We start from the raw sequence: 22119 nt of genomic DNA on the forward strand, positions 1-22119 counted from the left end.
AACCATGTTGCGCAAGGCCAGCACCCTGATCATCGCCGCTGCCGCCACCGTCGCCGTCTCGGCCCCCGGCACCGCGTTCGCCGACGACACCATCGGGACGCCGCAGCCCTGTGTGAAGCTCGGTGACGTCACCGGCCCCGACTTCGACGTGAAGCAGTGCGGGGTCAGCGACGTCGACCAGTTCCGGGCCGGGCTGGAGAACAACGGCAACGCCTACTGCGGGCCCAGCTCGCTGTACAACGTGCTGCACTACTGGGGGCACGTGAAGAAGGCGCCGGTCGGCTGGCTGAGCACCAAGGTCAGCAACCTGGATCCCAAGGATCCCGCCGACTACGCCGTGGTCACGAACTCGATCTGGCGGATCGGCGTCGACGCGAAGTACGACGGCAAGACCACCCTGGGCAACCTGCAGACGGCGTGGAACATCGCCACCAAGCCCGCCCGCGACGCCGGCTGGTCGACCGCTGTCGGCAACGTCAGCACCGCGACCTCGCCGGACTTCGCCGGGGAGCTGGCGAAGCGGCTGAACCAGGGACCGCTGCAGATCGCCTACGGCCGCTACAAGGCCGGTCCGGAGGCCGGCAGCCTGCAGCGCAGCGGCGGGCACATCGTCACCGTGGTCGCGGCGAAGGGCTCGTTCAACGGCAGCACCGTGCAGCTGAAGCTGTCCGACCCGGGCCGCGCCGGTGACCACGGCGAGGGCGACTACCTCAAGACCCAGTCCGACTACCAGCTGCTCGACGTCACCCTGACCAAGAAGTCGATCAAGGAGTACGTCCCGGTCACCGACAACGAGGAGACCGCCGAGGACGAGAGCCTGCAGCCGGGCACCTACCGCACCGTGACCCGCTGGGAGCTCACCGGCCCGCAGTACATCGGCTCCACCCGCCAGATGATCGAGAACTTCAACTGGTTCGTGATGGCCCCGCCGGTCGGCTGACCCGCGAGCAGACGGCCCCGCCACCCCGGCGGGGCCGTTCCGCGTGTCACCAGGCGACCCGCAGTTCGCGCACTCCCCGCACCAACGCGTCGTCCCGCATCGCCACCTCGTCCTCCACCAGCCGCAGCCCCGGGAACCTGCTCGCCAGCGCGGGCAGCCCGACGCGGAGCTGCACCCGCGCCAGCTGCTGTCCGAGGCACTGGTGCACCCCGTGCCCGAAAGCCAAGTGCCCCTTGGCATCGCGGCCCAGGTCGACCCGGTCGGGGTCGTCGAACCGCGCCGGGTCCCGGTTCGCCGCCGCGAGCTGCAGCGTGACCGCGTCCCCCGCTGTGACCACCTGTCCGTCCAGCTCCACGTCCTCCAGCGCCGCCCGCACCAGGAACGGGATGACCGTGTGGTGCCGCAGCAACTCCTCGACCGCGGGCTCCGGATCCGCCACCACCGCCGCGAGGCCACCTGGTTGTTCGAGCAGGGTCAGCGTCCCCAGCGCGAGCATGTTGACCGTCGTGTCCAGGCCCGCGCCGAGCAGCACGACACCGATGTTCGTCAGCTCCTCGTCGGTCAGCTCCGTGGTGGCAAGATCGCTCAGCAGGTCGTCGACGGGCTTGTCGCGCTTGGCTTTCACCAGCCCGCGCAGGAAGTCCTGGAGCGCTGCGAAGGACACCGCGACCGCGTCTCCGTCGTCCGAGCCGGTCACGACCATCGCGTGCTGCTGGAAGTGGTCGCGGTCCTCGTACGACACGCCGAGCATCTCGCAGATCATCTGGGCGGGCAGCGGCTGCGCGTACGCCGCCACCAGATCGACGGGCGGCCCGTGTTCGGCCATCGCGTCGAGGTGTTCCGCCGCGATGCGTTCCACCATCTCGGTCAGCGTCCGCATCCGCCGAACCGTGAACTTCCCGGTGAGCAACCGCCGGTAGCGCGTGTGCTCCGGCGCGTCCATGTCCAGGAACGCCCCCGGCTCCGCGGGTGGCAGCTCCGCGCCGTCCGGCGAGAGGTGCATGAGTTCCGGCCGCGCGCTGAACCGCGGGTCCGCCAGCACCGCCCGCACCGTCGTGTAGTCCCGCGTCTCCCACCCCGAATGCCCGTCGGGATAGATCATCGGCTTGAGCACGGTTACCCCTCCACGTAGCGTTTCCATCTACGTAAACGGTTATAGCAGGCGATTTCCCCTGTTCATTGCAATGACGATGAGCGCGAACGCAATTTCTGATCAGAATGGAGGTCGACCACACGGAAGCCTGCCGAGCCTCTACCCTCACCCCCATGACACTCCGCCCGGTCGACCTGGCGAGAGCGGCGGGCATCTCCACACAGCAGGTCCGCAACTACGCGGACGCGGGCATCCTCCCGCCCACTCCGCGCACCGACTCCGGTTACCGGCGCTTCGAGGACCGGCACCTCCAGGCGCTGCTCACCTACCGGGCGCTCGCGCGGGGATTCAGCGCGGACGCGGCGCAGGGCGTCATGCACGCGGTGCACGACGACGACGTGCCGCGAGCCCTCGCGATGATCGACGCGGGGCACGCGGAGCTGCACGAACAGCGCCGGTCCCTCCAGGAGATCAACGACGCGCTCGAAGTGATCGCCGACCAGGACCTGGACGCGGCGGACGCGCCGAGCAGCCTCCGCATCGGGGAGCTGGCGGCGCACCTGGGTGTGCGCACGTCGGCGCTGCGGGTCTGGGAGGCGGCGGGATTGCTTGCGCCGCAACGGGATCACGCCACGAAGTACCGCAGTTACAGCGCGGCCGACATCCGGGACGCGCGGATGATCCGCATGCTCCGGCAGGGGCGGTACCTGCTGGACCAGATCCGCCCGGTGTTGGAAGGGCTGCGCGAGACGGGCAGCAGCGACGCGCTCCGGGAGGCCATCGCGCAGCGCCGGGCGCAGCTCACCTGGCGCGCGACGGCGATGCTGGAAGCGGCGGCGCATCTGCACCGGTACGTGTCATGAAGGCGGTCCTCACCAACGCGCTGGTCTTCGACCCGGACAGCGGCACCGCGCATCGGAATGACGTCCGGATCGACAACGACCGGATCGAGGCGGTCGGGACCGGGCTGGACGGGGACGAGCGGGTGGACTGCGGTGGTGGCTTGCTGCTGCCGGGCTTGATCGACTGCCATGCGCACATCGCGTTCCCGCGCGCCGAGCCGTTGCCGCGCAGCGCCAGGATCCTTGAGGCGGTCCCGGTTCTGCGTCGCCTGCTCGATCGCGGAGTGACCACGGTGCGCGATGCGTGGGGCGCGGACGCGGGATTCAAGCACGCGCTCGGTGAAGGCTGGGTCACCGGGCCTGACCTGATCATCAGCCTGCGTCAGCTCTCCCCGACGGGCGGGCTCGGTGACGCGTGGGAGCCGGATCTCGGGCGCCGCGACCGGCTCGGGGACCCATCGCTGCCGGACCCGGTGTTCGACGGCCCCGACGCCGCGAGAGCCGCCGTGCGGCGGATGGTCCAGGCCGGAGCCGACTGGATCAAGCTCGGCGCGAGCGGGTCGATCCGGTCCGTCCGAACAGGACGCGACGTCACGGCGACCGACGAGGAGCTGCGTGCCGTGGTCGACGAAGCCAGGCGCTGCGGCCGCGATGTCATGGCCCACGCGCACAGCGCGGAAGCCGCAACGGCCGCCGCGCGCGCCGGGGTCCGAAGCATCGAGCACGGCGTCTTCCTGGACGAGAACGCGGTGAACGCGATGCGCGACTGCTGGTACGTGCCGACCCTCGCGGCGATCCAGCAGGAGAGGACCGAGCACAGGAACTCCGTGCGTCTGGCGATGGCCGGGGGAGTGCCGATCGCGGCGGGCTCCGACATGGCCGTGCGGCCGCACGTGGATCTGCTGGAAGAACTGCGCCTGCTGAAAGAAGCAGGGCTGGGCGACGCGGGCGCGGTGAAGGCAGCGACCTCCGAAGCAGCCCGCCTGCTCCGGCTCGACGACGACCGTGGCCGCGTCGAGCCGGGCCTGCGGGCGGATTTGGTCCTCCTTCGCGACGCCACGCCGGACGTCGCCGCGATGCCGGACCGCATCCACTCCGTCTGGCACAACGGGATCAGAACGCGATCTGCACCTTGAGCGCCTCGCGGGCGGCCATCGCCCGGTAGCCGTCCGGCACCTCCGAAATGCCGATGGTGCGGTCGAAGACCAGGCCGGGCTCGATCTTGCCTTCCAGGACGTCCGGCAGCAGCTGCGGGATGTAGTGGCGGGCCGGGGCGACGCCGCCGGTGACCGTCACGTTGCGGCCGAACTGGAGGCCGCCGATGGGCCCGTCCTGGTACTGCGGAACGCCGACCCGGCTGACCGTGCCGCCCGCGCGCACCACGCGCATGGCGGTCTCGAAGGCAGGGAGCGTGCCGACGCACTCCAGCACCGTGTGCGTGCCCCGGCCGCCGGTCAGCTCGCGGATCTTCGCGGTGCCCTCCTTGCCGCGCTCGGCGACCACGTCGGTGGCACCGAACGAGCGGCCGAGGTCGGTGCGCGCCTCGTGCCTGCCCATCAGGATGATCTGCTGGGCGCCGAGCCGCTTGGCCGCGAGCACCGCGCACAGGCCCACCGCGCCGTCGCCGATCACCGTGACGGTGGTGCGCTCGGTGACGCCCGCCTTCAGCGCCGCGTGGTGACCGGTCGAGAAGACGTCGGAGAGCGTGAGCAGCGAGGGCAGCAGCGCCGGGTCGTTCGCCGAAGCGGGGAGCTTCACCAGGGTGCCTTCGGCCTGCGGCACGCGCACGGCCTCGCCCTGCCCCGCGTCGACCTTGTCATCGCCCCAGAAGCCGCCGTGCAGGCACGAGGTGTGCAGGCCCTCGACGCAGAACTCGCACGTGTTGTCCGAGTACACGAACGGCGCCACGACGAAGTCCCCGCGCTGGAGGCCGCTCACGTCGGAGCCGATCTCCTCGACGACTCCGAGGAACTCGTGCCCGATGCGCTTGCCCTCCGGTGTGGCCTCCATCGAGGAGTAGGGCCACAGGTCGCTGCCGCAGATGCACGAGCGGACCACGCGCACGACCGCGTCCGTGGATTCGATGATCTTCGGGTCGGGCACGTGCTCGACGCGCACGTCACCGGCACCGTAAATGACTGTTGCCTGCATGAGGCCCCACACTGCCACTATCCGTAGGGTGAGCGCATGACGGCTGCACCGGTACGGCTCGGCATCATCGGCTTGGGCGCGATGGGCACGCGGCTGCTCGCCGTGGCTTCACAGCACCCGGACTTCGACGTCCGGCGCGTGAGCGACCCGAACCGGAGCGCCGAGGACTTCCCCGGGCTGTCCTTCTCGGCCGACAGCACCGACCTGGTTCAGGCCGACGACCTGGACGCCGTGTACATCGCGACCCCGCCCGGGCTGCACGAGCGCTTCTCCCTCGCCGCACTGGCCACCGGCAAGGCCGTGTTCTGCGAGAAGCCGCTCGCGGTCGACCTCGCCGAGGGACGGCGGATGGCTGAGGCCGCCAAGCGCGCGGGCGTGGCGACCGCGGTGAACTTCGCCCTGTCCGACCAGGCCTCCGTGGCCGAGATCGAACGCGCTGACGTCGGTGACGTGCTCGGCGTGGACATCCGGCTGCACTTCCCCCGGTGGCCGCGGCCCTTCCAGGCGGACGCGCGCTGGCTGGACGAGCGCGAGCAGGGCGGTTTCGTGCGCGAGGTGCTGTCGCACTTCGTGTACCTGACCGACCGCATCCTGGGACCGCTGCGGGTGGAGGTGGCCGGCGTGGACTACGCGCCCGGAGCCAGTGAGGTCGCGGCGCACGGCCTGTTCCGCGCGGGCGAGGTGCCGGTGCACGTGTCCGGGCGCGCGGGCATGGCGGGCGCCGAGCGCTACGAGTGGATCCTGTGGGGCTCGCGGCGGTCCTACCTGCTGCGTGACTGGAGCGAGCTGTTCGTCTCCGACGGTGGCGACTGGAAACCGGTGGAGCTGGCCGGTGGCTCGCAGGCCGAGCGCCTGTCGTTGTTCGCGGCGGCCGTCCGGGGTGCGGATGCCGGGCCGGGCCTCGCGGACTTCGCCGCCGCCCTGCGCGTTCAGGAAGTGATCGAGGCGTTCCACGGCGCGGAGGTGCGGTGAACACGCTGCGCGAGACCGAGCAGGCGTTCACCGAGCGCCTCGACGGGCTCGAACTCGACTTCGACGCGATGGCCGCGCTGCACAACCTGCACCGGACCGCGGCGATGGTCCGCAACCACTTCGAGCAGTCCGTGCTCCGCGAGGCCGGGTTGACCTGGGCGGGCTTCGGCGTGCTCTGGGTGGTGTGGATCTGGGAGTCCGTGGAGAGCGGCCAGGTCGCCAAGGAGTGCGGCGTCACCAAGGGAACGCTCACCGGCGTCGTGCGCACGCTGGAGTCGCGCGGCTGGCTGGAACGCAGCACGCCCGAGGACGACCGCAGGCGCAGCGTGCTGTCGCTGACCGAGGCGGGGCTCCGGCTGATGAAGGAGCTGTTCCCGAAGTTCAACGCCGAGGAGGTCTACGCGCTGGGCGGCCTGTCGCGGCGGCGCGTCACCGAGCTGAACCGGACCCTCAGGCACGTGATGAACCACCTTGAGGCGACCGGTCCGGCCCGGCGCGGCTGATCTTCAGAACAGGGCGGGGTCGACGCCGTTCCACGCGGCGCGCAGCTCGGCCTCCAGGCGGTTCTCCGCGAGTCCGCAGGGCGTGTCGAACAGCATCGTGCGCTCCCGCGGCCACCCGGGATCGCGGCCGTGCGCGAAGGCGGAGAACGCGTCGAGCATCGTGTTCGCGAGCGCTCGCGCGGCGGCCACGTCGGCGCCCGGGGCGAGCGAACGCTCGTCCACCCTGCCGAAGGTGAACGGGATGTCCGCGGCGTGCGCGGGCCCGGCCTTGCTCGCGTCCGCGTAGTCGAAGCGGTAGTTCCACGCCCGCGTCGTCTCCGCGAGCCACACCGACGGCATCACCACGAAAGCCCCGCTGAGCAAGTCCATCTCCCAGTCCCTTGTGGACGGTGTGTGGAGGCGGTACGCCTGCCGGAGCCGCGACCAGCGCTCGTCACCGAGGACCGCGCGCATCGCCTTCGGCAGGCCGGTTCCGAAGGCGGGCAACACCTTCGCCAGCTCGTTCGCCTCGTCCCGGCAGGTTCCGACCATGACGTCAACGTCCCGTGCGAGCGCCGTGATCGGGTGCCTCGGCAGCACTTCGCCGTCGAGCACCGGGTGGAACCGCTCACCGCCCAACTCGGGGTCGACGGCCACAGCCGAGGCCACGGCGGCGAACTCCGCCACCGGCACCCGCGCCAGCATCGCGCTCTGGTCCTCCCGCAACCCGAGCTCGCGCAGCATGGCGCTGGTCGTCGCCGCCGCGTCACGGGCGGTGAAGACCGGCCGCACGCCACCGCTCTGCACGACGGCGCGACGGAACAGCCCGCGTGCGGCGGGCATGCCGAGCAGCGCGCCGATGGACATGCCACCCGCCGACTCGCCCATCACCGTCACGTTGCCGGGGTCGCCGCCGAACGCGGAGATGTGCGAGCGCACCCACCGCAGCGCCGCGACCTGGTCCAGCAACGCCAGGTTCCCCGATCCCGGCAGCTCCGGCTGGTACAGGTAGCCGAACGCGCCGAGCCGGTAGTTGATCGTCACCAGCACCACGTCGCCGCGCGCCGCGTACGCGGTCCCGTCGTAGTCGCTGCCCGCGCCCATCACGAAGGCGCCGCCGTGGATCCAGACGATCACCGGGCGGCGGCCGGTCGTTGAAGTGGAGTACACGTTGAGGAACAGGCAGTCCTCGCTCTGGTTGGGCCGTTCGGGCTGCCCCATGTTCGCCTGGACGGCCGCGGGCCCGAATGCGCCGGCGTCGCGCACTCCGCGCCACGGCCGGGCGGGAACGGGTGCGGCGAACCGCCGCGGCGGTTCGGCGTAGCGGATTCCGCGCCACACCACCACCTCGCCCGTGCGCACTCCGCGCAGCGCACCCGACGGCGTGCTCGCGATCACCGAATCCCCTTTCCCCGCAGGCATTCCCCCGCTCAACGCGACCCCACCGCCCAGCACCAGCAGCCGTCGCCGATCGATCCGCGCCATCGCCGCCCTCCCACCGAAGTAGTTTGGGACCAAACTACCTGGGCTGCCCCCGTTCGGTCGAGCGCACTGGTTTTTCGCTGGTCCCGCGATGGTTTCCGCAGACGCGAAAAGGAGTGCACAGAAGGCGTGCGCGGCGTCAGGGTGAGGCGTACGCCACACACCCTGCCGACCGAAACCGGGGCGTTCCATGTACAAGCTCGCCGCAGCTCTCGCCGTCCTCGCACTGCCCGTGACCGCGCTCCCCGGCGCCGCCCAGGCCCGGCCCGCCGCCGCGGCGCCCGCGTGTTCCTCGAGCGCCAACCCGGCACTCGCGCAGAAACTGGCCGCCGACATCGCGACGGCGCTCAAGGGGCGCCAGGGCACGGCCGCGGTCAGCCTGCGCCACCCCGGCGCCGGCCTCAGCTGCACGCTCAACGCGGGCCGCCAGTTCCAGTCCGCCAGCGTCATCAAGGTGACCATCCTGGCCGCCGTGCTGCGCAAGGCCCAGGACGCGGGCCGCGGGCTGACGGCGCAGGAGAAGCAGTGGGCCACCGCGATGATCACCAAGTCGGACAACGACTCCGCCACCGCGCTGTGGGACTCGGTGACCGCGGCCGGGATGAAGAAGTTCATGACGATGGCCGGGATGCGCGGCACCACGATTGACTCCAGCGGCTGGTGGGGCAAGACGCACATCACCGCGACCGACCAGATGGCGATGCTGACCTTGTTGACCACCAACAACTCCGTGCTCACCGCGGCATCGCGCGCCTACGTACTCGACCTGATGGGCAAGGTCGTGGCCGGGCAGCGCTGGGGAACTCCGGCCGGGGCGCCCGCGGGCACCACGGTGCGGGTCAAGAACGGCTGGGTGGACCGGGGCGACGGCGTCGGCTGGCGGATCAACAGCCTCGGCGTGTTCTCCGGCAAGGGCAAGGACTACCAGATCGTCGTGCTGACCGAGGGCAACTCCTCCGAGGGCTACGGCCACACCACCATCGAGGGCGTCGCCAAAGCGATCCACAAGGACCTCGACTCATGATGTTCGTGCTCTCCGCGAATCCAACCCTGCACAAGGAGAAGAGGAGACAGTCATGCCAAGGAAGAGCGTTGTGATGCTCGCGCTGGCGATGGGCCTTTCGGTGGGTGCCGTCGCGCCTGCCGCAGCCGAGCCCGCGCCTGCCGAGTCTCCCGCCCAGGTCAGCGAGACCGACGCCGGCATCCAGGCCACCACCAGGGCGGCGGCGATCGCCAGGGCGCGCACCTGGCTCACCGCCAACGGCGGCAAGCCCATCCCGTACAGCATGTCCAAGTACTTCCAGGGCTGGCGTACGGACTGCTCCGGCTACGCGTCGATGGTGTGGAACGTGCGCACCGCGAGCGGCAGCCCGGTCAACCACAACACCGACAGCATGCTGCGCGGTGGCTACGGCACCCCCGGTGCCGTGGTGAAGGCGATCTCCTGGGACCAGATCCGCCAGGGCGACGCCATCGGCAAGCTCGGGGCGGGCAGCCTCGGCAGCGCGGGCCACGTCATGATCTTCGACAAGTGGGCCGACGCGGCGAAGACCACCTACTGGGTCTACGAGCAGGCCAGCAGCTCGCGCGGGACCGCGCACCGGACGCACTCCAGGTCCTACAACGGCTACAAGCCCTACGCGTTCACCAAGTTCAGCGACTGACCGGGGCACGTGGCCCCGCCCTTCCCTGGGGGGAGGGGCGGGGCTACACCTTTCTCCACGCCGTGAAGCAGTACAGCGCGGCCGCGACCGCGAGCACGACGACCGCGTTGGCGAAGGCCCAGAACACGGCGCTGTCGTGCACCTGGACCGGAGTCGCCGCCACGTCCCGGAAAACCGGGTTCACCCGGGTCACCAGCACGACCTTGATCGCCAGCCCGACGGCGAGCGCGCCGAGCCCGAGGTTCCACGCCCGCCGCACCCCCGGCGGAACCGCCCCGCCGAAGCGCACGCGCAGCACCACGGCGACGACGAACATGATCGGCGCCCAGGGGAGGTAGTAGAAGACCGGGCTGCCCGGCGCGAACTCCCCCACGAGGGAACCCGGCCTGGGATCGGCCAGCAGCCGCGGGTTCCACACGATCTGCTCGTACAGGTTGCCGAAGAACCACATCGCCAGCAGCGCCGTCAGCGCCACCGAGAGCGGGCGGGTGCGACGCAGGACCTCGATCTCGACCACCGCGTCATCTAACCGCGCAACGCCTCCGCAGTGTGCGTGGAGGCCGAAAGCAGCTCCGCCGGGGTGCCTTCGAACACGACCCTCCCGCCGTGCGCACCCGCCTCGGGCCCCAGGTCGATCACCCAGTCGGCATTGCGGATCACGTCCAGGTTGTGCTCGATCACCACCACCGTCCCGCCCTTGTCCACCAAGCGCTCCAGCACGCCCAGCAGGTGCGCGACGTCCGACATGTGCAGGCCGGTCGTCGGCTCGTCCAGCACGTACGTGGCCCCGGAGCGGTGCAGCTGCGTCGCCAGCTTGATGCGCTGGCACTCACCGCCGGACAGCGTGCTCAGCGGCTGCCCGAGAGTCAGGTAGTCCAGCCCGACGTCGGCGAGCGCACGCAGCACCGGGACGAGCTTGTCCTCGGTGAAGAACTCCGACGCCTTCGCGACGCTCATCCCGAGCACATCGGCGATCGACGCGCCACGAAGGGTTTTCGCCAGCACCTCGGGCGTGAACCTCCTTCCCTGGCACTGCTCGCACACCGACTTGAGCCCTTCGAGGAAGGCCAGGTCGGTGTAGACCACGCCAAGTCCTTGGCAGGTCTCGCAGGCACCCGCCGAGTTGAAGCTGAACAGCGACGCGCTCACCTTGTTGGCGCGTGCGAACAACTTGCGGATCTCGTCCATCATGCCGGTGTAGGTCGCCGGAGTGGAGCGGATCGACGTGGCCACCGCCGTCTGGTCGATCGTGACCGCGTCCGGGCAGGCCGCGCGGAAACCCTCGTTGATCAGTGTGCTCTTGCCGGAGCCCGCCACCCCCGTGACCACGGTCAGCACCCCGGTGGGCACGTCGACGGAGAGGTTGGTGACGTTGTGCGAGCTGAAGTCGGTGATCGCGATGCGCCCGGCCGGCTTCCGGACGTTCTCCTTGAGCGGAAGGTGTTGCCGCATGTGGTTTCCGGTCAGCGTGCCGGACTCGCGCAGGCCCGTGACGGAGCCCTCGAAGACCACCGTTCCGCCCCGCGTCCCCGCATGCGGACCCATGTCCACCACGTGATCGGCCACCGCGATGACGTCCGGGTCGTGCTCGACCACGAGGACCGTGTTTCCCTTGTCGCGCAACTGGAACAGCAGGTCGTTGAGCTGTCGTACGTCTCGGGGGTGCAGTCCGACGCTCGGCTCGTCGAGGATGTAGATCATGTCCGTCAGGCTGCTGTTGAGGTGCCGCACCATCTTCACCCGCTGCGCCTCACCGCCCGAGAGCGTGCCGGTCGGCCGGTCCAGGCTGAGGTAGCCCAGCCCGATGCCGATCAGCCTGCGCACGCGGTCCCGCAGGCTGTCCAACACGGGTGCAACGGAATCTTCGTGGAAGTCCTCGATGACCGCCGCGAGTTCGGTCGCCTCCATCGCACTGAGCTGAACGATCGTGTAGCCGTTGAACTCGCACTCCAGCGCGGCCCGGGCCAGCCGCCCGCCCTCGCACTCCGGACAGGTCGCCGTCGTGACGAACCGGTGGAACACGGCGCGGTTGCGCTCCGACATCTCCCCGGCGTCCTTCTTGATGTACAGCCGGGTGAACTTCTCGACCAGCCCCTCGTACGCGGAGTTGATCTCACCACCTTGCCAGGCCAGTGCGACCTTCGCGTCAGCTCCGTGCAGCAGCACCTGCCATTCCTGCTCGCTGTAGTCGGCGAGCGGCTTGTCCAGATCGAAAAGCCCTGACGCCGCGTAGGTTTTCCAGTACCACCCGCCGACCGCGAAGTTCGGGTGCAGCAGTGCGCCGCCGTTGAGCGACTTCGACCGGTCCAGGAACTTGTCCAGGTCCAGCCGCACCGCCTCGCCGAGGCCGTCGCACTCCGGGCACATCCCGGCCGGGTCGTTGAAGGAGAACGCGTTGGAGTAGCCGACGAACGGCTTGCCCGCGCGGGAGAACAGCAGGCGCAGCAACGAGTAGATCTCCGTCGCGGTGCCCACGGTGGACCGTGCGCTGCCCCGCAGCGGCTTCTGGTCGATCACGATCGCGGCCGAGATGTTCTCGATCGCGTCCACGTCCGGCTGGCCGTATCCCGGCAGCAGGTTGCGGATGAAGGTCGAGAACGTCTCGCCCAGCTGGCGCTGCGCCTCCGCCGCGATCGTGTCGAAGACCAGCGAGGACTTCCCGGAGCCGGAAACCCCGGTGAACACGGTGATCGCGTGCTTGGGGATGCGCAGCGACACGTCCTTGAGGTTGTTCTCCCGCGCGCCGGTGATCTCGATGTGCACCAGGGCTCCTAGTGGCTCAGGGCGCGGTAGCGCCGCACGGACGAGGGGAGGAAGATCGCGACGAGCAGGACCGGCCACGCGACGGCGAACACGATCGCGTTCTCCGCCGCCCAGGACGTCCCGACGCCGGGGTTGCCGAACAAGGTCCGGGTCGCGGCGACCGTCGCGGAGAGCGGGTTCCACTCCGCGATGACGCCCAGCCAGCCCGGCATGGTGTCCGGCGAGACGAACGCGCTCGACAGGAAACCCAGGGGCCACACCAGGATCTGCGCCGCGACGAGGGCTTCCGGTCCGTGCATGATCAACCCGACGTAGATGCCCACCCAGATCAGCGCGAACCGCAGGAGCAACAGCAGCACGAACGCGAAGGCTGTCGCGCCGAGGCCTCCGTTCGACCGCCAGCCGACGAGCAGGCCGCAGAGGACGAGGACCACGAGCCCCACAGCGGCGTTGAGCATGTCCGCGCAGCTGCGGCCGAGCAGCACTGCGGAGGACGCCATCGGCATCGACCGGAACCGGTCGGTCACCCCGCGCGCCGCGTCGGTGACCACGGCCGCCATCGTCGACTCCATGCCGAAGACCATGGTGAGCGCGAACATCCCGGGCATCAGGAACTCGCGGTAGTTCCCGCCGCCGGGCACGGAGAGCGCGCCCCCGAAGAGGAACCCGAACATCAGCACCGTCATCACCGGGAACAGCAACCCGACGATCACCGGTGTCGGCTGGACGACCCAGTGCCGCAGATCCCGCTGGGTCAACGTCCACGTGTCTGCCGCGAGCCTGTTCACGCAGCCTCCTTTCCGGTCAGGTGCAGGAAGACCTCGTCGAGGGTCGGTCGGCGCAAGGTGACGTCCTCGACGTCGATGCCCTCCTCCTGCAGCGCGGTGACCGTGCGCGTGAGTGCGCGGACCCGGTCCTCCACCGGCGCTCCGATCATGCGGGTGTCGTTGTCCACCAAGGGTTCCGAGCCCGTGGCGGCGGCGATCACCCCACGCGCCCGCGCGAGGTCCGCGGCCTCGTGCAGCACCACCTCGATCCGGTCGCCGCCCAGGTCCGCCTTGAGCGCGGCCGGGCTGCCCTCCGCGATCACCCGGCCCGCCGCGATCACCGCGATGTGGTCGGCGAGCTGGTCGGCCTCCTCCAGGTACTGCGTGGTGAGCAGCACCGAGGTGCCCGCCGCGACCAGCGCGCGCACCTCCGCCCAGACCTCGGCGCGGCTGTGCGGGTCGAGGCCCGTCGTCGGCTCGTCGAGGAAGAGCACCTTCGGCGCGCACACCAGGCTCGCGGCCAGGTCGAGCCGCCGCCGCATCCCGCCCGAGTACGTGCCGACCGGCCGCTTCGCCGCGGCGACGAGCCGGAACCGCTCCAGCAGTTCGTCCGCGCGCGCCCGGGCCGCCCGCGGCCGGAGCCCGTGCAGCCGGCCGAACATGACGAGGTTGTCGCGCCCGCCCAAGATCTCGTCCACCGCCGCGTGCTGGCCGACGAGCCCGATGCTCGCGCGCACCCGCGGCGCCTGGGTCGCGACGTCGAAGCCCGCCACCTCCGCGCGGCCCGAGTCCGCCTTGAGCAGCGTGGTCAGCACCCGCACGGTCGTGGTCTTGCCCGCGCCGTTCTGCCCGAGCAGACCGAGCACCCGCCCCTGGCCGAGGCGCAGGTCGACACCGTCGAGCACGGTCGCGCCGCCGTAGCGCTTGGTCAGGCCCTCGGCGCGCACCGCCGTCTCCGGAACCACTCGTTCTCCCTTCACCGAGCTTGCCCGTACGTTGTACCGTACAGCGTACCGAGAAGCTACGATGGGCTTGTCGTCGGCGGAGCGAAAGGCGTTACATGGCCGAATACAGCGGCACGGGAGACCCCGCCCGCAGCCTCGCGCTGCTGTGGCGCACCGCGGAGCGCAGCGCCAGGAAGGGCAGGACGGACCTCAGCGTCGACGCGATCGTCCGGGCCGCGATCGAGGTCGCCGACAGCGAAGGGCTCGGCGCGCTGTCCATGCGCCGGGTCGCCGAGGAGCTCGGCGTCGGGACGATGTCGCTCTACACCCACGTCCCGGGCAAGGGCGAACTGTTCGACGTCATGCAGGACACGGTGTGCGGCGAGACCGCGCGGCCCGACCTCGGCGGCGAGCCGTGGCGCGTCCGGCTGGAACAGGTGGCCAGGGAGAACCACAAGCTCTACCTGCGGCACCCGTGGCTGCTCCAGGTCGCGGCGAACCGGCCGGTGCTCGGGCCGAACATGATCGCGAAGTACGACTACGAGCTGCGCGCCGTGGACGGCATCGGGCTGAGCCTGGTCGAGATGGACTCGGTGATCACCCTGGTGCTCGGCTTCGTGCACGGGGCGGCGCGCACGAGCGTGGACGCCGCCCAGGCCGAGCAGCGCACGGGCATGACCGACGAGAAGTGGTGGCAGGCGCACCAGCCGTTCCTGGCCCGCATGTCCGACCCGGAGGCCTACCCGGTGGCGTCGGCGGTCGGCGTGGCCGCGGGCGAGGCGCACAACTCCGCGGTGAACCCCGCGCACGCCTTCGAGTTCGGCCTCGAACGCATCCTCGACGGCGTCGAGGCCCTGGTGAACCGCCGTTAGGCCGTCTTCAAGACCCCATCCGCGGCCGACCGCCCCCAACCCCGGCGTGGTCGGGAGCGGTCGGTGACCGCGGTGGCGGGGGCTAGAGGTTCTCGCCCCAGCCGCCCTGGACCATCGTCTGGAACAGCCACCTGCCGTCGACCTTGACCAGCAGGTCGGCGTAGCGGACGTCCTGCGAACCCTCGGTCGTCGTGAAGGTCGCTTCGGTGATCACGACGACCAGCTTGTCGGTCAGGAAGATCGGGTTCCGGACCGACTCCATCTTGACGTCACCACCGCCGCCGACGACGTGCTCCATCGACTCGACGAAGCCCGCGCGCTCCCACTGCGCCGCCGCGCCGTTGCCCTCCGGCGAGTCGCTGACCACGTTCAGCGGGTACATCGCCATGTCGGCCATCTTCTCCACGTCACCGGCCGCGGCATGCGCGTCGTACTCCGCGAACCACGCGTGCACGCTCGCCACGTCCTGCTCGCTCGGGCGGAACGCGCCGCTGTTCGCCACCGTTTCGGGCACACCTGACATTCGTCCTCCTCATTCGCCGTACATTGTACCGTACACCATACGACGAGTGCGCAGAGTGCTAAGTTCCCGGATCGGGGTTCCGGGGATGTGATTGCGGCTCACGCGGTCGAGCGACGACGTGCAACCATGTGTGCTGCCTCGTGTTCGGTTCGCACCCATCCGGAGGAGCGTTTCGTGGTCCCGCCGAAGGTGAGCAGCGCTCCGCGGAGCACGGCCCGCTGACGACGTCCCGGGAAGGCCAGGAGATGCGCGAGCGACTCGGATTCGACATCGAGGTCTCGCACAACGAGCACCTGCCGCCGGGCGCCCGCGAGCTGGACGCGGTGCTCTCGGTCAGCGCCGCCCCGCTGCCCGCCGCGCCCGCCGAACCGCCCCCGGCCGCCGAAGTGATCATCTTCGACGGCTCGGCCCACCTGAAGCAGGCCGTCATGGCCGCCGTGGACGCCCTGCCGGACGGCGTGGCCTTCGCCGTGCTCGCCGGGTCCCGGATGGCCTTCCCCGTCGGGCGCCAGTTCTGCCCGTCGACCCCCGAGAACCGCGCCGTCGCCAAGGCCGCGGTGTCCATCGTGACGCCCAGCAGCGGTTCCGCCACGATGCGCGACTGGCTCGCGCTGGCCGACCGGCTGTTCGTCGAACACGAGGGTGCCGTTCGCCACGCCCTGCTGGTCACGGCCGGTGACAGCGGGGAGGACGAGCGGGACCTCGCCCGGGCCGCCGACGCCTGCGCGGGGCATTTCGTCTGCGACTGCGTCGCCGTAGGCGAGAACCGCGACGTCACCGGACTGCGCACGATCGCCAACCGCCTCGGCGGCTCGGTCGAGCTCGTCGCCGACCCCGCGCGACTGACCACCAACCTGGTCAGCGCGGTCGCCGGGATGGTGACCAAGTCGGTGACCGACACCGCGCTGCGGCTGTGGCTGCCCAAGGGCGCCCGGGTCCGGCTGCTGGAGCAGGTCCACCCCGTGCACGTGGACCTGACGCAACGACGCGGCCGCCTCGGCTACCGCACCGACGCGTGGGGCGCCGAGCGGCGCGAGTACCACCTGCGCGTCGAACTGGAGCCCTCCGGCTCCGGCCAGTCCATGATCGCGACGAGGGCCCGGCTGGTGCGGCCGGCCATGGTGAGCGAACCGGGCGAGTTCGTCCCGCTCGCCGCGGGCCTGGTCACCGCGAGCTGGAGCGAGGACATCACCCGTACCCTGCCGCTGGATTCCAAGGTGGCGGACGTGCTGGGCAAGGCCGACCTGGCCAAGGCGGTGCGCTCCGCGCTGACCGCCCGCGCTGAAGGGAACATGGTGGCCGCGAACGAGCAGTTCAGCGAGGCCGTGCGGCACGCGGCCGAGGCCGGTGACACCGAGATGCTGAACCAGCTGGACCGGATCGTGGAGTCCGACCCGGTGACCGGCGCGGTCCGGATCAAGGAGCAGCCCGCCGCCAACGGCACGCCCGTTGTGCCCAAGGCTCCCAAGCCCGCCCGCAGGCGCCGCGCCGTCGTGCAGGCCATCGAGTCGACGCTCAGCACACCGAGCCCCCGGCCGCGCGGCAGGCACCGCCGCGCCGACGACGAGATCCTCGACGTGCCGTGGGACTCCGCCTTGCCCGAGCCGCTCGCGCCCGCCGAGCCGCCGCTCCCCCGCGTCGAGGCGTTACCCGAACCGCCCGGAGAAGCGCCACCTGCAGCGCTGCCCGCGGTCGACGCTCTGCCCCGCATCGAGCCCTTGCCTCCCGTTGAACCGATGCCTGCGGCCGAAGAACCACCCCGTGCCGAGGAACCGCCGCTCGCCGAGCCGCAGCCCGTCGCGGCAGCGCCCGAGCCGGAGCAACCGCCTCACGTCGAGCCGCCCTCCGTCAGTACGCCGTCTGCTGTTGGTACGCCGACGAACTCCGACGGCTTGCACGACGCCGAGGACCCGCCCGCGGTCGAGCTGCCGTCCATCACCGCGCTGCCGAACCTGCGGTCCAAGCCGTCCACTGTGGACTCCGCGACGGGCTCGTGGGGCGGTTGGCCTTCGCTGCCCACGAGCCAGAACGGCTCCACGCCCCAGCAGCCGTCCGCCAATGAGACCACTGTGCTCAAGCGCGCGAACGGGCGCCGCAAGCACGCCCTGCCGACCGGAGAGACGCCGCGCATCAAGAAGCTGCTCTCCCAGGTCTCCGCTCCGGAACCGCAGGCGACGACCGTCCTCAAGCACGACCCCGCCCCGACCAACGCGACTGTCGCGCTCTCCCCCGTATCGCCGCCTTCCGAGAGCACACCACCCACCATCGTGGCTCCCAGCGTCGCCGAGCCAACCGTCGTCGCAGCGTCCCCCGCAGCGCCAGCTCCCGCAGCGCCCCCTCCTGCCGCAGCACCTACCCCCGTCGCCACAGCACCCGCCACCGACCGCACAGTGGCAACTCCCGCAGCGCCAACTCCGGTGGCGGCGGCCCCGACAGTGATCGCCCCGACGCCACCGCCGACGACCGCACCGGCACCGGTCCCGCCGGTCACCGGACCTTTTCAGCCTGTCGCACCGAACGGCGCCGTCGCTCCGGCGCCCACGGTGGTGGCCCCGGCTCCTTGGGCGACCCCGTCGATCCCGGGGATGCCGGTTCCCGCAATGCATCCGGCACACCCGATGCAGGCTTCCCGCCCCGCGATCCCCCTGCCTTCGCCGCCGCAGCTGTCTGCGCCGCTTCCGATCCCGACGAACGGCGGTCGGACGAGCGGGCCGTGGCCCGTGCAGACCCCACAGGTCACCACGGTGCGCACGGGGCTCGCACTGCCCGCCGATCCGCGCAAGGACCTGGAGACGGGGCTCGGTGTGCCCGCCGCGCAGAACTTCTGGTTCTGGGTGGAGATCCAGGCCCCGGCGCCCGTCGCGGGTGCGGAGGACGCGGTGCTGTCGGTGGCGCTGTTCGAGTTCCCCGGCGAGTTCGCGATCAAGCAGGACGCGGCGCTCGGACAGATCCGGCTCGGCGCGGACGGCAGCTCGACCGTGCTCCGGCAACCGTCGATCGTCCAGGACGGGACTCGACTGTGCTTCCCGGTCACCTCGCCGTACACGCTCGGCCCCGCGCGCCTGCGCTGCAACGTCTACTGGCGGCAGACCCTGGTGCAGTCGATCCTCGTGCACGTCCAGGTCACCGCCAAGCCCGTGCCCTGCCCCAACGCGATGACGTCCACAGTGGACTACCGCGTCGCGGACCCGGCCGAGACGCTGGGCATGCCCCAGGTCCCCGAGCACTCGGCGAGCCTGTTGCTCACCGGGGACGGCCGGGGAAGTCAGTCGGTCCGGCTGGTCGCCTCAGACGGCAGGGAGACGCTGCGCGCGGAGACCTCGCTCGGCGAACACCAGCTCGCAGAGGAGATCCGGCTCGCCCGCGGCGCACTGAACCGGGTCGCGTGGGCCAGCGCGGAACCGTGGCGCGCCGGTCTGGAGTACCGCTACGCCAAGCCGCCGACCGTCGAGCAGTTCACCCTCGACCTCGGCCTGCTCGCCACGCACGGCCGTCGCCTCTACCAGCTGCTGATGAGCGGGGTGCCCGAGCACGTCGGCGCCGCGTTCGCCAAGCCCGGGTTCGTCCAGGTCCCGATCGCCCCGTCGAGCCGTCACGTGCTGCCGACGGCGCTGATCTACGACCTGCCGCTGGACATCGGCTCGCCGGTGCTGCGGCTGTGCGCCGACTTCCTCGCCGCCGTCCAACGCGGCGGCCTCTACGGCAGCCCGTGCTTCCTGCGCACCTGCGCCCACGCGCGCCAGCCCGACCCGGCGACGGTGTGCCCCGGTGGATTCTGGGGTTTCCGGCACGCGCTCGGCCTGCCGGTCTCGGTCGGGCTCGGGCCGTCGCTGCCACCGGCGCTGCCCTCCGGCAACGGCGTCGGTCTGGCAGGCGGCCTCTACCGCGGCTTCCCCTCCGCAGAGGAGCACAGCGCGGCGCTGCGCAGAATGCTGCCGTGGCGCGGGTTCCAGCTCGGCGAGACCCACGAGCGCACCCTGTCCGAACTGGACAGCGATCCTCAGGTCGTCTACTTCTACGCGCACGGCGGGGTTGACGGCGACACGCCGTTCCTGCGCGTCGGCACCGACTCCGAGGACCCGCTCACCCCGGCCGACCTCAGGCAGCGGCGGCTGCGCTGGCAGCGGAGCAGGCCGCTGGTCTTCCTCAACACCAGCAAGGTCACCGGCATGCGCCCGGAGCGGGCGATGGGCCTCGTCGGCTACTTCGTCAACGAGGCACTGGCCAGCGGCGTGATCGGTACCGAGACCACCGTCTTCGAGGAGCTGGCCGACGAGTTCGGCCAGGAGGTCCTGCGCTCCTTCGTGATCAACCGGGACGCCATCGGGGTCGCGGTGATGCGTGCGCGGATCTCGTTGCTGGCGAAGGGGAATCCGCTCGGGCTGGCGTACGTGCCGTTCGTCTCACCGTCGATCGGCCTTGCCGCGGGGTAGTCTCCGCCGGTGCGACACCAGGCCATCGGAGCCCTCATCGGAGCAACAGGCGGCACGGCGTTCGTCCTCGCGAACGCCGGCGCACCGCTGAACGGCGCACTCACCACCGCGGCGCAGATCCTTGCCGTCCTCCTCCTGGCAGCGACCCTCGTCATGACGTTTCGGCAGGGGAAGAAACCCGCGACGGACGACGCCGCGGGCGGATTCACCAAGGGCTACTGGTTCGTCGTCCTCGGCGAGGTCGTCGCGCTCTTCGGCGGCTTCCAGGTGTTGCGCGCCCTCGAAGCCCCGGTGCAGGCGAACGTCGCGTGGATCGCCGTTGTCGTCGGCATCCACTTCGTCGCGTTCGTCCTGGTGTGGAAGACGTGGACGATCGCCGTCCCCGGCGTGATCATGACGATCCTCGGCGGCATCGGCCTGGGCATGGCGTGGACGTCCGCGGTCGCGTGGGTGCCGATCGTCAGCGGAGTGCTGTCCGGGCTGACCCTGTTGCTGTGCGGGCTGTTCTTCACCGCGCGAGCTTGACCCTGGCGTGCACGTGGGCGTCGTGCCAGCCGTCCACGTGCAGGTAGGCGCTCTTCTTGGTTCCCTCCAAGGGATACCCGAGCCGTCGTGCCACCGCACAGGACGCCGTGTTCGCCACCGAATGCCCGATCTCCAGCCGGTGCAGCCCGGCCACGTCGAACGCCCAGTCGGCGAGCGCCTGTGCCGCGCGCACCGCGACACCCCGGCCGCGCGCCTCGGGAAGCACCCAGTAGGACAGTTCCGCATGCCCTTCGGCGAGATCCACTCCGCGTAGCCCGACCTGCCCGAGCACCTGCTCCCCCTCGGTGATCGCCCAGCTGGCGGCTTCCTCCGCCGCCCAGCGGACGGCCCAGCTCGCGATCCACTCCTCCGCCTCGGCGGTGGATTCCAGGGACAGGCGGTGCCACTGCTGGATGTGCGGGTCGGCGAAGGCGGTGCGGAGCGCGGGGGAATCTTCGGGGCGCCACGGTCGAAGGGTTTCGGCGATCGTGGGTTGGGGGGTGGTGGCGAGGGTGCCTGGTGGGCAGGCTGGGGGGACGAGGCTGGGCATGGCCGTCAGTATGGCCGGTTCTCGGCTTCCCACTTGCGTGGGCTGGGCTACCTGCTCGCGTGGGCTGGGCTTCCTGGTCGCGCCGGTTCCGGCGTGGGTCGGCTGTTTCCCTGCGTGGGGTCGGCTTGAGCTAGGGGCCCTTGCGCGTGCCCTTGGGCCTCTTGGGGGCACGGGATGAAACTCCGGCCCTCGCGGGAAGCGTAGGGCACGCGCACCCCAGGTGAAGCCGACCGTGTGGTGTGCGGCTTGCGGTTTCCGTTGAGGAGCCTGGGAATCGTGTGGTGACCAGGTGTTAGTCCATAGTGGACTGTGCTCGGCTGCTGCTGCTGGCCTGGCGGTATTACCGGCTGGAACCGTTGGGGTGCTTGAGGTTCACCCGCTGGTACTTCGACCGCTCTCTTCTCTTTTGCTATCAACGAGGCAAGAGGAGGGGAGCAGATGGAGATCACCGAGTTCAGCGAGGATCTGTCCGGGGTGTCGGCGGGGCAGGTACCGGATGGCGATCTTGTGCCGATGTTGCAGGAACTGCAGGCACTGCAGCGGGTGATCGCCGCGGTGTCGGCTGATCTCGCCGCTGAGGCCGAGACACGGAGCCTGCATCTGCGGTAGGGGTGTCGGACGGTGGCGGTGCTACTGCGGGATGCGTTGGTGCTCTCCCCGTATGAGGCGCGGCGGCGGACCCGGCTGGTGCGCGGGTTGCCATCGCTGCCGCAGGCGCGGGTGGCGTTGCGGGAGGGCGCGATCCACGCCGATCACGTGTTCGTCATCGCCGACACCCTCGCCACGCTCCCCGTCGAGCGTCGGGAGGAAGCCGAGGCATCCCTGGCTGCACGCACGGGGGTTGAACCGAGCCGTTGGAGGATGGACCAGGCCTGGGCCTGGGATCAGCAAGCCTTCGCACAGGTACCAGGCAGCCGACGCGCTGATCTCGGTCAAAGCGTAAATGGCGCAAAGCGCGCGTAGGGCGCTCGGTCTTCCAGGTGGTGATGGCCTTGGTCAGGGACAGGGGCCCGCGAGCGGATCCAAGGAGACGGGGAGTTGGTGGAGTTGTGGATCAAGGAGGTGGCCCTCACGCGGTTGGCGCGGCAGGTCAGGGCGTAGGCGGTGGCGAGGGCG

21 protein-coding genes are annotated in these 22119 nt (G+C 70.7%); 12 read left to right on the top strand and 9 right to left on the bottom strand.

What is annotated here, in order from left to right; genetic code table 11:
- The first annotated feature begins 4 nt into the window (after nt 1-4).
- Complete coding sequence (locus BLT28_RS15690; RefSeq protein WP_030431362.1) at nt 5-940, top strand: hypothetical protein; 936 nt, start codon at nt 5-7, stop codon at nt 938-940.
- A 46-nt stretch (nt 941-986) separates the two neighbouring features.
- Here BLT28_RS15690 and BLT28_RS15695 read toward each other — a convergent pair whose 3' ends face one another.
- On the bottom strand, nt 987-2054 hold the full coding sequence (locus BLT28_RS15695; protein ID WP_231950798.1) for a cytochrome P450: 1068 nt from the start codon (nt 2052-2054) through the stop codon (nt 987-989).
- A 152-nt stretch (nt 2055-2206) separates the two neighbouring features.
- On the opposite strand from BLT28_RS15695, the gene BLT28_RS15700 reads away from it, so the two are divergent.
- Nucleotides 2207-2896 (top strand): MerR family transcriptional regulator, encoded by a 690-nt coding sequence (locus BLT28_RS15700; RefSeq protein ID WP_030431364.1) that lies wholly within the window; start codon nt 2207-2209, stop codon nt 2894-2896.
- Nucleotides 2893-4011: an amidohydrolase family protein gene (locus BLT28_RS15705; RefSeq protein ID WP_030431365.1), complete on the top strand. Its 1119-nt coding sequence runs from the start codon at nt 2893-2895 to the stop codon at nt 4009-4011. Before BLT28_RS15700 ends, BLT28_RS15705 begins: the two co-directional genes overlap by 4 nt.
- On the opposite strand, the gene BLT28_RS15710 is transcribed toward BLT28_RS15705, so the two are convergent.
- Nucleotides 3989-5026, bottom strand: coding sequence for a zinc-dependent alcohol dehydrogenase family protein (locus BLT28_RS15710; protein WP_030431366.1), 1038 nt, complete (start codon nt 5024-5026; stop codon nt 3989-3991). The genes BLT28_RS15705 and BLT28_RS15710 overlap by 23 nt on opposite strands.
- A 36-nt stretch (nt 5027-5062) precedes the next feature.
- Between BLT28_RS15710 and BLT28_RS15715 the strand changes: the two genes are divergently transcribed.
- Entirely contained in the window at nt 5063-5998 is a 936-nt protein-coding gene (locus BLT28_RS15715) for a Gfo/Idh/MocA family protein (protein WP_030431367.1), read from the top strand.
- Entirely contained in the window at nt 5995-6501 is a 507-nt protein-coding gene (locus BLT28_RS15720; RefSeq protein WP_030431368.1) for a MarR family winged helix-turn-helix transcriptional regulator, read from the top strand. The genes BLT28_RS15715 and BLT28_RS15720 overlap by 4 nt, the downstream gene beginning before the upstream one ends.
- A 3-nt stretch (nt 6502-6504) precedes the next feature.
- Here the strand turns inward: BLT28_RS15720 and BLT28_RS15725 are convergent, their stop codons facing one another.
- Nucleotides 6505-7965, bottom strand: a complete 1461-nt coding sequence (locus BLT28_RS15725; protein WP_162184884.1) for a carboxylesterase/lipase family protein — start codon at nt 7963-7965, stop codon at nt 6505-6507.
- Nucleotides 7966-8152: 187 nt separating this feature from the next.
- Between BLT28_RS15725 and BLT28_RS15730 the strand changes: the two genes are divergently transcribed.
- The gene (locus BLT28_RS15730) at nt 8153-8986 is read left to right on the top strand and encodes a serine hydrolase (protein WP_030431370.1); all 834 of its coding nucleotides are present in this window, start codon (nt 8153-8155) and stop codon (nt 8984-8986) included.
- A 52-nt stretch (nt 8987-9038) separates the two neighbouring features.
- A complete protein-coding gene (locus BLT28_RS15735; protein ID WP_156051254.1) occupies nt 9039-9626 on the top strand; it encodes a hypothetical protein in 588 nt (195 codons plus the stop codon).
- Between the two features lie 43 nt (nt 9627-9669).
- Here BLT28_RS15735 and BLT28_RS15740 read toward each other — a convergent pair whose 3' ends face one another.
- Genes BLT28_RS15740 through BLT28_RS15755 form a run of 4 tightly spaced genes read right to left on the bottom strand, consistent with a single transcriptional unit; the run spans nt 9670 to nt 14121 of the window.
- On the bottom strand, nt 9670-10143 hold the full coding sequence (locus tag BLT28_RS15740) for a hypothetical protein (RefSeq protein ID WP_030431372.1): 474 nt from the start codon (nt 10141-10143) through the stop codon (nt 9670-9672).
- Nucleotides 10144-10151: 8 nt separating this feature from the next.
- Nucleotides 10152-12392: an ATP-binding cassette domain-containing protein gene (locus BLT28_RS15745; RefSeq protein ID WP_030431373.1), complete on the bottom strand. Its 2241-nt coding sequence runs from the start codon at nt 12390-12392 to the stop codon at nt 10152-10154.
- A 5-nt stretch (nt 12393-12397) separates the two neighbouring features.
- Entirely contained in the window at nt 12398-13177 is a 780-nt protein-coding gene (locus BLT28_RS15750; RefSeq protein WP_030431374.1) for an ABC transporter permease, read from the bottom strand.
- Entirely contained in the window at nt 13174-14121 is a 948-nt protein-coding gene (locus BLT28_RS15755) for a daunorubicin resistance protein DrrA family ABC transporter ATP-binding protein (RefSeq protein ID WP_030431375.1), read from the bottom strand. Before BLT28_RS15755 ends, BLT28_RS15750 begins: the two co-directional genes overlap by 4 nt.
- 95 nt (nt 14122-14216) lie before the next feature.
- On the opposite strand from BLT28_RS15755, the gene BLT28_RS15760 reads away from it, so the two are divergent.
- Complete coding sequence (locus tag BLT28_RS15760; protein ID WP_030431376.1) at nt 14217-14972, top strand: TetR/AcrR family transcriptional regulator; 756 nt, start codon at nt 14217-14219, stop codon at nt 14970-14972.
- 82 nt (nt 14973-15054) lie between these two features.
- Here BLT28_RS15760 and BLT28_RS15765 read toward each other — a convergent pair whose 3' ends face one another.
- On the bottom strand, nt 15055-15495 hold the full coding sequence (locus BLT28_RS15765; protein ID WP_030431377.1) for a nuclear transport factor 2 family protein: 441 nt from the start codon (nt 15493-15495) through the stop codon (nt 15055-15057).
- A 245-nt stretch (nt 15496-15740) separates the two neighbouring features.
- Here BLT28_RS15765 and BLT28_RS15770 point away from each other — a divergent pair, with 245 nt between their 5' ends.
- Both BLT28_RS15770 and BLT28_RS15775 read left to right on the top strand, forming a co-directional pair.
- Nucleotides 15741-19928: a vWA domain-containing protein gene (locus BLT28_RS15770; RefSeq protein ID WP_030431378.1), complete on the top strand. Its 4188-nt coding sequence runs from the start codon at nt 15741-15743 to the stop codon at nt 19926-19928.
- A gap of 9 nt (nt 19929-19937) precedes the next feature.
- Entirely contained in the window at nt 19938-20453 is a 516-nt protein-coding gene (locus tag BLT28_RS15775; RefSeq protein WP_030431379.1) for a hypothetical protein, read from the top strand.
- On the opposite strand, the gene BLT28_RS15780 is transcribed toward BLT28_RS15775, so the two are convergent.
- The gene (locus BLT28_RS15780; RefSeq protein ID WP_030431380.1) at nt 20437-21003 is read right to left on the bottom strand and encodes a GNAT family N-acetyltransferase; all 567 of its coding nucleotides are present in this window, start codon (nt 21001-21003) and stop codon (nt 20437-20439) included. The two genes, BLT28_RS15775 and BLT28_RS15780, sit on opposite strands and share 17 nt — an antisense overlap.
- 438 nt (nt 21004-21441) lie before the next feature.
- On the opposite strand from BLT28_RS15780, the gene BLT28_RS40165 reads away from it, so the two are divergent.
- Nucleotides 21442-21612, top strand: coding sequence for a hypothetical protein (locus BLT28_RS40165; RefSeq protein ID WP_157376079.1), 171 nt, complete (start codon nt 21442-21444; stop codon nt 21610-21612).
- A gap of 12 nt (nt 21613-21624) precedes the next feature.
- Nucleotides 21625-21966, top strand: coding sequence for a 13E12 repeat family protein (locus tag BLT28_RS15785; RefSeq protein ID WP_157376080.1), 342 nt, complete (start codon nt 21625-21627; stop codon nt 21964-21966).
- Nucleotides 21967-22119 lie beyond the last annotated feature (153 nt).

It is taken from the genome of Allokutzneria albata, assembly GCF_900103775.1.
In the GTDB taxonomy this organism is placed as follows: Bacteria; Actinomycetota; Actinomycetes; order Mycobacteriales; family Pseudonocardiaceae; genus Allokutzneria; species Allokutzneria albata.

What these genes read in the sequence shown, in the direction of transcription:
- BLT28_RS15780 (WP_030431380.1), bottom strand. Translation starts at nt 21,003, where the DNA reads ATGCCCAGCCTCGTCCCCCCAGCCTGCCCACCAGGCACCCTCGCCACC.
- BLT28_RS15725 (WP_162184884.1), bottom strand. Translation starts at nt 7,965, where the DNA reads ATGGCGCGGATCGATCGGCGACGGCTGCTGGTGCTGGGCGGTGGGGTC.
- BLT28_RS15760 (WP_030431376.1), top strand. Translation starts at nt 14,217, where the DNA reads ATGGCCGAATACAGCGGCACGGGAGACCCCGCCCGCAGCCTCGCGCTG.
- BLT28_RS15690 (WP_030431362.1), top strand. Translation starts at nt 5, where the DNA reads ATGTTGCGCAAGGCCAGCACCCTGATCATCGCCGCTGCCGCCACCGTC.
- BLT28_RS15730 (WP_030431370.1), top strand. Translation starts at nt 8,153, where the DNA reads ATGTACAAGCTCGCCGCAGCTCTCGCCGTCCTCGCACTGCCCGTGACC.
- BLT28_RS15705 (WP_030431365.1), top strand. Translation starts at nt 2,893, where the DNA reads ATGAAGGCGGTCCTCACCAACGCGCTGGTCTTCGACCCGGACAGCGGC.
- BLT28_RS15710 (WP_030431366.1), bottom strand. Translation starts at nt 5,026, where the DNA reads ATGCAGGCAACAGTCATTTACGGTGCCGGTGACGTGCGCGTCGAGCAC.
- BLT28_RS15765 (WP_030431377.1), bottom strand. Translation starts at nt 15,495, where the DNA reads ATGTCAGGTGTGCCCGAAACGGTGGCGAACAGCGGCGCGTTCCGCCCG.
- BLT28_RS15735 (WP_156051254.1), top strand. Translation starts at nt 9,039, where the DNA reads ATGCCAAGGAAGAGCGTTGTGATGCTCGCGCTGGCGATGGGCCTTTCG.
- BLT28_RS15700 (WP_030431364.1), top strand. Translation starts at nt 2,207, where the DNA reads ATGACACTCCGCCCGGTCGACCTGGCGAGAGCGGCGGGCATCTCCACA.
- BLT28_RS15715 (WP_030431367.1), top strand. Translation starts at nt 5,063, where the DNA reads ATGACGGCTGCACCGGTACGGCTCGGCATCATCGGCTTGGGCGCGATG.
- BLT28_RS40165 (WP_157376079.1), top strand. Translation starts at nt 21,442, where the DNA reads ATGGAGATCACCGAGTTCAGCGAGGATCTGTCCGGGGTGTCGGCGGGG.
- BLT28_RS15770 (WP_030431378.1), top strand. Translation starts at nt 15,741, where the DNA reads ATGCGCGAGCGACTCGGATTCGACATCGAGGTCTCGCACAACGAGCAC.